Source organism: Pseudomonas emilianonis (assembly GCF_023072625.1).
Lineage (GTDB): Bacteria > Pseudomonadota > Gammaproteobacteria > Pseudomonadales > Pseudomonadaceae > Aquipseudomonas > Aquipseudomonas paraveronii.
Window position 1 is genome coordinate 1 of the sequence record NZ_JAKNRV010000222.1, and the last position, 8737, is coordinate 8737.

10 protein-coding genes are annotated in these 8737 nt (G+C 59.2%); 4 read left to right on the top strand and 6 right to left on the bottom strand.

Going from position 1 to position 8737, the window contains the following annotated elements:
• The 5 genes from L9Z73_RS19925 to L9Z73_RS19945 all read right to left on the bottom strand — a co-directional run.
• A partial coding sequence (locus L9Z73_RS19925) for a rod-binding protein (RefSeq protein WP_247404477.1) occupies window positions 1-469 on the bottom strand: 469 nt, incomplete at its 3' end.
• Window positions 470-473: 4 nt separating this feature from the next.
• On the bottom strand, window positions 474-1562 hold the full coding sequence (locus tag L9Z73_RS19930) for a flagellar basal body P-ring protein FlgI (protein WP_081797739.1): 1089 nt from the start codon (window positions 1560-1562) through the stop codon (window positions 474-476).
• 27 nt (window positions 1563-1589) lie between these two features.
• Window positions 1590-2285: a flagellar basal body L-ring protein FlgH gene (gene flgH / locus L9Z73_RS19935; RefSeq protein WP_247404480.1), complete on the bottom strand. Its 696-nt coding sequence runs from the start codon at window positions 2283-2285 to the stop codon at window positions 1590-1592.
• 53 nt (window positions 2286-2338) lie between these two features.
• On the bottom strand, window positions 2339-3124 hold the full coding sequence (gene flgG, locus L9Z73_RS19940) for a flagellar basal-body rod protein FlgG (RefSeq protein ID WP_247404483.1): 786 nt from the start codon (window positions 3122-3124) through the stop codon (window positions 2339-2341).
• A gap of 67 nt (window positions 3125-3191) precedes the next feature.
• The gene (locus L9Z73_RS19945) at window positions 3192-3932 is read right to left on the bottom strand and encodes a flagellar basal body rod protein FlgF (protein ID WP_198717168.1); all 741 of its coding nucleotides are present in this window, start codon (window positions 3930-3932) and stop codon (window positions 3192-3194) included.
• A 598-nt stretch (window positions 3933-4530) separates the two neighbouring features.
• Between L9Z73_RS19945 and L9Z73_RS19950 the strand changes: the two genes are divergently transcribed.
• Window positions 4531-5313 carry a hypothetical protein gene (locus L9Z73_RS19950; protein ID WP_247404486.1) on the top strand — a complete coding sequence of 261 codons (783 nt, stop codon included), beginning with the start codon at window positions 4531-4533 and terminating at the stop codon, window positions 5311-5313.
• Window positions 5314-5353: 40 nt separating this feature from the next.
• Here L9Z73_RS19950 and L9Z73_RS19955 read toward each other — a convergent pair whose 3' ends face one another.
• Window positions 5354-6940 carry a sigma-54-dependent transcriptional regulator gene (locus L9Z73_RS19955; protein WP_247404489.1) on the bottom strand — a complete coding sequence of 529 codons (1587 nt, stop codon included), beginning with the start codon at window positions 6938-6940 and terminating at the stop codon, window positions 5354-5356.
• Between the two features lie 256 nt (window positions 6941-7196).
• Here L9Z73_RS19955 and phhA point away from each other — a divergent pair, with 256 nt between their 5' ends.
• The 3 genes from phhA to L9Z73_RS19970 all read left to right on the top strand — a co-directional run.
• Window positions 7197-7988: a phenylalanine 4-monooxygenase gene (gene phhA, locus L9Z73_RS19960; protein WP_247404491.1), complete on the top strand. Its 792-nt coding sequence runs from the start codon at window positions 7197-7199 to the stop codon at window positions 7986-7988.
• A gap of 107 nt (window positions 7989-8095) precedes the next feature.
• Entirely contained in the window at window positions 8096-8452 is a 357-nt protein-coding gene (locus L9Z73_RS19965; protein WP_198718042.1) for a 4a-hydroxytetrahydrobiopterin dehydratase, read from the top strand.
• Window positions 8452-8737 (top strand): aminotransferase class I/II-fold pyridoxal phosphate-dependent enzyme (locus L9Z73_RS19970; protein ID WP_247404492.1); only part of this gene is annotated, 286 nt, incomplete at its 3' end. The genes L9Z73_RS19965 and L9Z73_RS19970, both read left to right, overlap by 1 nt.

Genomic DNA, 8737 nt, shown 5'->3' on the forward strand with positions numbered 1-8737 from the left:
GCTGGCCATTGGAGCGGCCCAACGGCCCAGCCGCTTGAGTGCCGGCGGCGATTTCAGTCGGCACATCGACTTTCTTCACCGGCTCAGCCGCCGCCGGCCCCTGCAAGGTGGCCGCCTGGGCGTCCACCGGCTTGTTCTTCTGCATCTGGCGCATCAGCACGTCGGCCAGGCCGATACCACCGCCCTCGCGGGACATCGAGACGGCCAGTTGCTGGTCGTACATTTCCTGGTACTGCTTGGCAGCCGGGGTGTTCAGCGGGTTGTCCTTGCCCAGGGCCTCAGTGGCCGAGCGCATGGATTTGAGCATCTCGCTCAGGAACAGCGACTCGAACTCCTGCGCCACTTTGCGCATGTTGCCGTCGCTGTTCTTGTCGGCACCGACCTTGAGCTGGTTAAGCCGGTTCAAGTCGGAATAAGACCCCGAGTCCGCCGTGCTGCTGATCCCGCTGTTGCGCATATCCATGGCCATGGCCTCAGATCACGATCAGGTCGGCTTGCAAGGCGCCGGCCTGTTTCAATGCTTCGAGGATCGCCATCAAGTCGCCGGGCGCTGCGCCCACCTGGTTCACCGCGCGGACAATCTCGTCCAGGGTGGTGCCGGGGCCGAACTTGAACATCGGCTTGGCTTCTTGCTGGGCATTCACCCGCGAACGCGGCACCACGGCGGTCTGGCCATTGGACAACGGCCCAGGCTGACTGACGATCGGGTCTTCGGTGATGGTCACGGTCAGGCTGCCGTGGGTCACAGCGGCCGGCGAGACCTTGACGTTCTGGCCGATCACGATGGTGCCGGTGCGCGAGTTGATGATGACCTTGGCCACCGCCTGGCCGGGGTCGACCTCAAGGTTTTCCAGGATCGACAGGTAATCCACACGCTGGCTTGGGTCCAGCGGCGCGGTAACCCGGATCGAGCCGCCGTCGATGGCCTGGGCCACGCCAGGGCCGAGCATGTCGTTGATCTTGTCGACCACACGCTTGGCGGTGGTGAAGTCAGAACGGTTGAGGTTCAGGGTCAAGCTGTTGCCCTGGTTGAAGCCGCTGGGCACGGTGCGTTCAACCGTGGCGCCGCCGGGGATGCGACCAGCCGAGGGCACGTTCACCGTAATCTTCGAGCCGTCACGGCCTTCGGCGTCAAACCCGCCCACCACCAGGTTGCCCTGGGCGATGGCGTAGACGTTACCGTCGATACCTTTGAGCGGCGTCATCAACAGGGTGCCGCCGCGCAGGCTTTTCGAGTTACCGATGGACGCCACGGTAATGTCCACCACCTGACCCGGCTTGGAGAATGCCGGCAAGTCGGCACTGATCGAAACGGCCGCGACGTTTTTCAGCTGCACATTGCCCGAACCCGCCGGCACCTTGATGCCGAACTGCGAGAGCATGTTGTTAAAGGTCTGCAGGGTGAACGGGGTCTGGGTAGTCTGGTCACCCGTACCGTTGAGCCCGACCACCAGGCCATAGCCGATCAACTGGTTGGAACGCACGCCGGAAATGCTGGCGATGTCTTTCAGGCGTTCGGCCTGGGCGACTGCGCTCAGGGACAGCAACAGTGCCGCCGCCATCAGCTGTTTGAATTTCAAAGTGGCCACCTAGAAAGGGAACAGCGGGCTAAGGAAGAAACGGTCGAACCAGCCCGGCTGACTCGCATCAGCAAACGAACCCGTACCCGAGTAGGTAATGCGTGCATCGGCAATCCGCGTCGAAGGCACCGTGTTGTCGGTGGAAATATCATCGGCGCGGACCATACCGGCAATGCGCACCAGCTCGTCGCCAGTGTTGAGGGTCATCCACTTTTCACCGCGCACGGCGATGATCCCGTTGGGCAATACATCGGCCACGGTCACGGTGATCGAACCGGTCAGACTGTTGCCCTGCCCTGCGGAACTCTTGCCATTGGTGGCACGGTCACCGCTGTAGCCTGCGCTCAAGCTCAAGTCACCATTGCCCAAGGGGTTGTTGGTGTTCGGCACGGCGCCAAACAACGAGGTCAGGCCAATACCGGTCTTGCTGGTCTTGTCCACTTGGGAGTTGGCGTTCTTGCTGGCCGTGGTTTTCTCGTTGAGGGTGATGGTGATGATGTCACCGACCCGGAACGCCTTGCGGTCGCTGTACAGGTTTTGTTCGAAACCGGCCTGATAGATCGAGCCGTTATTGGCCGCCGCCGGCAACGGCGTGCGCGGCAACACCGGCGCGTAGTACGGGTCATTGGGTTTTGGCGTCGGGGCGACACAGCCCGCGAGCACGGCAATCCCACTCAATGCCAGAACGGAAACATAACGATTCATGACCCTAACCTCACGGTGTTGCAGGCGCCCTCAGGAGCGCCCCATAGACTTGATTACAGATTCTGCGTAACGAACGAAAGCATCTGGTCAGCGGTGGAAATCACCTTGGAGTTCATCTCGTAGGCGCGCTGAGTGGTGATCATGTTGACCATCTCCTCCACGGTGCTGACGTTGGAGGTTTCCAGGGTGCTTTGCAGCGTGGTGCCGAAGCCGTTCAGGCCAGGGGTGCCGATTTGCGGCGCGCCGCTGGAGGCGGTTTCCATGAACAGGTTGTTACCCACGGCCTGCAGGCCGGCCGGGTTGATGAAGTCGGCGGTTTGCAGGTTGCCGATCACTTGCGACGCCGGGTTGCCAGCCACGGTGATGGACACGGTGCCATCGTTGCCGACGGTGAAGGTCTGGGCATTGGCAGGCACGACGATGGCCGGTTCCAGGGCAAAACCGTTGGCCGTTACGACTTGGCCGTTGGAGTCCAGGTGGAAAGTACCATCACGACTGTAAGACGTAGTCCCATCTGGTTGCAGGATCTGGAAGAACCCTTTGCCGTTGATCGCCATGTCCAGAGGCTGACCGGTTTGCTGCAGGTTACCGGCCGTGAAATTTTTCTGGGTACCGACGATCTGCACACCGGTACCCAATTGCAGGCCCGACGGCAGTTCGCTGTCTTGGGTCGACTGGGCACCTGGCTGGCGCTTGATCTGATAGAGCAAGTCCTGGAACTCGGCGCGATCACGTTTGAAGCCCGTGGTCGAAACGTTCGCCAGGTTGTTGGAAATAGTGGTCAGGTTGGTGTCCTGGGCGGACAGACCTGTTTTGGCAACCCATAGAGCCGGAAGCATGCTGTTCTCCTTCGTGCGCCTGTTTGTTGGCGCTGCGCCGCAAAATTAGTATTCAGTGAAACCGCAATCAGCTCATCGCCAGAACGCGGGTCATGGCCTGGTCGTCTTCTTTAGCGCTGTTCATCATCTTGATGTGCAGCTCGAACTGCTTGGAAAGCGCCAGCACCGCAGTCATTTCTTCCACCGCATTGACGTTGCTAGCCTGCAGGAAACCCGAGGTCAGCTTGACGTTCGCGTCGACCTGGGCCGGCTGGCCGTCCTTGGTATGGATGGTGCCGTCCAGGCCTTTAGTCATGTTCTTGAGGTCGGGCTGGACCAGCTTGATCCGATCCACTTCAGCCATCACCCGTGGGCCTTCACCCATCGCACGGATGCTGACGGTGCCGTCGGCACCCACCTCGATCTTCTGCTGCGGCGGCACGGCGATCGGGCCACCGTTGCCCATGATCGGCATACCATTGCCGGCCCGCAGCACGCCGAGCGCATCCACATTCATACTGGCGCTGCGCACGTAGGCTTCGCCGCCATCAGGGGTTTGCACGGCCATCCAGCCGTCGCCGCTGACCGCCACATCGAGGTCACGACCGGTTTCGATCATGGCGCCCGGAGAGAAATCGGTGGCGGGCCGCTCGGTCAGGGCAAAGGCCCGCGCCGGAAAGCTGTCGCCGAACACCGGCATCGAGCGCGCCTGTTCCAGATCGCGCTGGAAGCCGTTGGTGGAAATGTTCGCCAGATTGTTGGCATGGGCCTTCTGCGCCAGAGCATTCTGGCTGGCGCCGGTCATTGCCACGTAAAGGTACTTGTCCACGCTCTATCCTCTTTCTGACGGACGCTTGCCGCCCACCGCTGTACTGATGAGAGATAAGCAATTTACGAACCAACTTTCTAAAAGCGCAGAAAGTCCAGGCGGGGCAAGGGTTTGCGGCAAGACGTCGAAAAAGGCCGGCCAAGGAGGAGTCGAAAAAACGGCGGAGTTATGCCGCTGACGGCAAAGGTTGGAGTCCTGCGGGCGTTTCCAAGCGCTCAAGCGCTACGGCATTGGATGGTCGCGGACGAAGCCGAACCGCTGAAACACTTGGCAAGCCACTGGGCGCTTGCCCTCCTCCCTGGTCATCTCGAAACGACTGGCCCGAAGTTTTATTGTCCACTCATTACAAACCCCAAAAAAGCCGCATACCTGACGGCACCGCAAATGGGTGAGCACATATGTAATTCTCTTGTTTTTTATAACAATCAGACAAGCCCAACCCCAAACAAGAATATTCCGATAGCCTTTTACATTTACTGATCAAAACCCGCTTGGCAATTAAATACAGCCCTCGTAACTTCGCTCCATCGCAAAGCAGTCACGACCACTTTACGATCATTCGCGACTTATCAACTTATTCGCACTTAAGGATATTTAAATGTCTGGCACCTGTAACACTCCTTCTATGCAAGCAGCAACAAACTGGCAAATACAATTTCTTTATAACAACCTTCTCAACATAGTCGAGTCGTTAAACACCCGGCCTTCGGAACAACGACGCCCATTGGAGACACGCCCAGAGTTAAACCCAAACAATTACGCGAAAAACAGGGATTGGGGAAATAACTTGGGCGCACTACCGCCCTGCTGCGACGTCAATCCAACGGTCTTCGCACTACAAAAACTGCTGCAGAGCCTCCCGAGCAGGACCTTTGAGATCGACTTTGGCGTGTCCGCTAACGATGTGCGCAGCGGCAAGTTCGGCCCCTTGTCGCGCAGCGCACTCAATGAACTGGAGAAACTGGATAAAAACCAGGATTACCGAATGGTCTCAATCTCTAAAGAAGAGAATGAAAGGATGAGTGGCGGAGTATTTTGGGTCCCGCAAAAAGGTGGCGCCGCCATCGAAATCGAAAGTCGCAAAGAGGGTAGATCATTTCCACCCAATGGTTCGGCGTTGCTTGAACACATCGACCTGTCAATGCTCGAACCCAAAAGCACCAATGAAGGGATCTCTACCGACGAACTGAGATCCGGAAAGTACGGAGCGCTGTCCCCAGACATTACTAAGAGCCTTGAGGGACTGCCGAAAAACAAGAACTACAACCTGGGCATACTCTACCCCGCCCATCCGAATCAAGAACCTAATCTGGCCTGGATAGAGAAGGAGACGGGCACCTCCGTCGTCATAGGTCCGGACAGGGGTTTCCTGGTGTTTTAACGCTGTCGGCCACCGCAGAATAACCTGAACATAGCGCCTTTCAAGTGCCGTGTTCAGGACTTTTGCCAGCACTTTCCTTGCTCATGCCATAGTCCCGCAGTTTGTTCGCAATCGTTGTATGGGAAACGCCCAGGCGCTTACCCAACTGCCGACTGCTGGGATGTTCGGCATACAGACTTTCCAGCACGGCCTTTTCAAAACGGCCGACGATGGCTTCCAGGCCACCCTCCAGGGAAAAATCGCCAAGGGGCTGACGCACGCCGTAGTCCGGCAGGCGAATGTGTTCAGCCTTGACCGTCCCGCCCTCACATAACGACACCGCCTGAAACAGCACGTTTTCCAATTGCCGTACATTGCCCGGCCAGTGGTAATGGCTGAGCCGATCCATCGCCGCCGGGGCCAGTTTGGGCAACGGGCAGCCGATCTGTCGGCTGGCTTGGTCGAGAAAGTGCTCCACCAGTGGCCCCAGACCATCGAGGCATTCGCGCAGAGGCGGAATATGCAGCGACAGCACGTTCAGGCGGTGATAAAGGTCCTGGCGGAATTCACCCCGCGCGCAGAGTTCCGAAAGGTCCACCTGGGTTGCGCAGATCACCCGCACGTCCAGGTACACCTCTTCATCACTGCCGACTCGGCGAAAGCAACCGTCCTGCAGAAAGCGCAGCAACTTCACCTGCAACCGCGCGCTCATTTCCCCGACGCCATCAAGAAACAACGTACCGCCCGCTGTCAGCTCCAGCAGCCCCAGCTTGCCTTCGGCCCGCGCGCCCTCAAAGGCGCCGGGGCCGTAGCCAAACAGTTCGGTCTCGGCCATCGACTCCGGCAGGCCGGCACAATTGAGGGCCATCAACGGTGATTGGCCACGCGGGCTGGCCAGGTGACAGGCGCGGGCAAGCAGCTCCTTGCCGGTGCCGGTTTCGCCTTCTATTAATAGCGGCGCGTCCAATGGCGCCATGCGCCGCGCTTCACGAACCACCGCAGCCATGACCTTGGAACTCTGGAAGATACTGTCGAAGCCACGCAGTTCCTGCTTGCGCACATTATAAATACGCTCACCGACGCGGTCGGCACGGTGCAGGGTCAACACCGCGCCGGCCATGGCTTCACTGTCGTCGTGTTCGGCCGATTGCAGCGGCGCGATGTCCGCCAGGAACACGTCACCCTTGACCTTGACCCGCAGGCCATTGATCCGCGATTTGCTCGCGCGCACCAACTCCGGCAAGTCGAAATCTTCGGCGTAGCGCGACAGCGGAATGCCCGGCACCTCGTCCACCCGCACCCCGAGCAACTGCGCGGCCGCGCGGTTGGCGGCGACGATCGAGCCGCCCATATCAATGGACAGCACCGGAAACTCCAGGGCACCGAGCAGCGCATTGAGCTCCATATGCCGACGTTCGCTGGGCATCAGCCCTACACGCTTTACACCAAACACCCCGGCAATCGCCTCGAACTTTGGGCGCAACGCCTGGAATTGCATGTTCACCAGGTTCGGGCAAAACAGGTAAATGGCGTTGCCATGCTCACCGCCGACCTCGCCCTTGGCGACGTTGACGCCGTACTCCACCAACAGGTTGAGAATGTCCCGCAGGATGCCGATGCGGTTCTGGCAATGCACTTTGATACGCATGAAAAGGCCCGAAGAAGAGTAGGCGCCGCGTCTTTTTGTCGCTGGGCGCAGATAATCGTCAAGATTATGTGACACATGGCGACCTTTTTACAGCCCAACACATCGATTAGCGGCCTATCCGTAACGAATACTTTACGAATAGCAGTAAATTTTCCTACAACCTCCTCGCGCAGGCGGATGGAATCTCGCTCCAGCCGGGTTATCAATACGTACATCGCAGGACATAACAAGAACGAATGCCTAGCAGGAGAGCCGTATGAAGCAGACGCACTACGTGGCCCGCGAGCCCGATGCGCAAGGTTTTATCCAATACCCGCCGGAAGAACATGCGGTGTGGAACACCCTGATCACGCGTCAGTTGAAAGTGATCGAGGGCCGCGCCTGCCAGGAATACCTGGACGGCATCGACAAGCTCGGCCTGCCCCTGGATCGCATCCCGCAACTGAGCGAAATTAACACGGTGCTGGCCGAGACCACTGGCTGGCAAGTCACCCGCGTGCCAGCGCTGATTCCCTTCCAGACGTTCTTCGAATTACTCGCCAACAAGCAGTTTCCGGTGGCGACATTTATTCGCACCCACGAAGAACTGGACTACCTGCAAGAGCCGGATATTTTCCACGAAATCTTCGGCCACTGCCCGCTGCTGACCAATCGCTGGTTCGCCGAATTCACCCACACCTACGGCAAGCTCGGCCTCGCGGCCACCAAGGAGCAGCGGGTGTACCTGGCGCGCCTGTATTGGATGACCATCGAGTTTGGCCTGGTGGACACGCCCGCCGGTCGGCGCATCTATGGTGGCGGTATTTTGTCGTCTCCCAAGGAGACGGTGTACAGCCTGTCGTCCGAGCCCAAACATCAAGCCTTCGATCCGCTGGAGGCGATGCGCACGCCGTATCGCATCGACATCCTGCAACCGCTATATTTTGTCTTGCCCGAGCTCAAGCGCCTGTTCGACGTAGCGCAGGAAGACATCATGGGCATGGTCGAGCGTGGGATGCAGCTGGGTCTGCACACACCGCTCTTCGCACCCAAGCCCAAAGCCGCGTGAACCGTAGGTTTTGACGCCAGGTGAATCTGTTCCCTGGTCCCGCGTTGCTTTAGGGTGACGCCACTGACGACCGTTTTCCAAACACTCGAATTCAGGACACCCCCACCATGACGACCTTGAACCAAGCCCACTGTGAAGCCTGCCGCGCCGATGCCCCGCAAGTCAGCGATGAAGAACTACCGGTGCTGCTCAAACAGATCCCCGACTGGAACATTGAAGTGCGCGATGGCGTCATGCAGCTGGAGAAGGTTTTCCTGTTCAAGAACTTCAGGTTCGCCCTGGCCTTTACCAATTCCATGGGGGCAATCTCCGAAGCTGAAGGCCACCACCCAGGCCTGCTCACCGAGTGGGGCAAGGTCACGGTGACCTGGTGGAGCCACTCCATCAAAGGCCTGCACCGCAACGATTTCATCATGGCCGCGCGCACCGACGAAGTGGCCAAGGATGCCGAGGGCCGCAAGTAATGCATTTCGATGCGATTGGCCGCGTGCCCGGCGACCCGATCCTCGGGCTGATGGACCTGTATGCCCAGGATGCCAACCCGAACAAGTTCGACCTCGGCGTGGGCGTGTATAAGGACGACCAGGGGCTGACACCGATCCCCCATTCGGTGAAGCTCGCCGAGCAGCGCCTGGTGCAACAGCAAACCACCAAGACCTACATTGGCGGCCACGGCGACGCCGCGTTCGGCAGGTTGATCAGCGAGCTGGTGCTCGGCGCCGAGTCCGCGCTGCTGCGTGAACACCGCG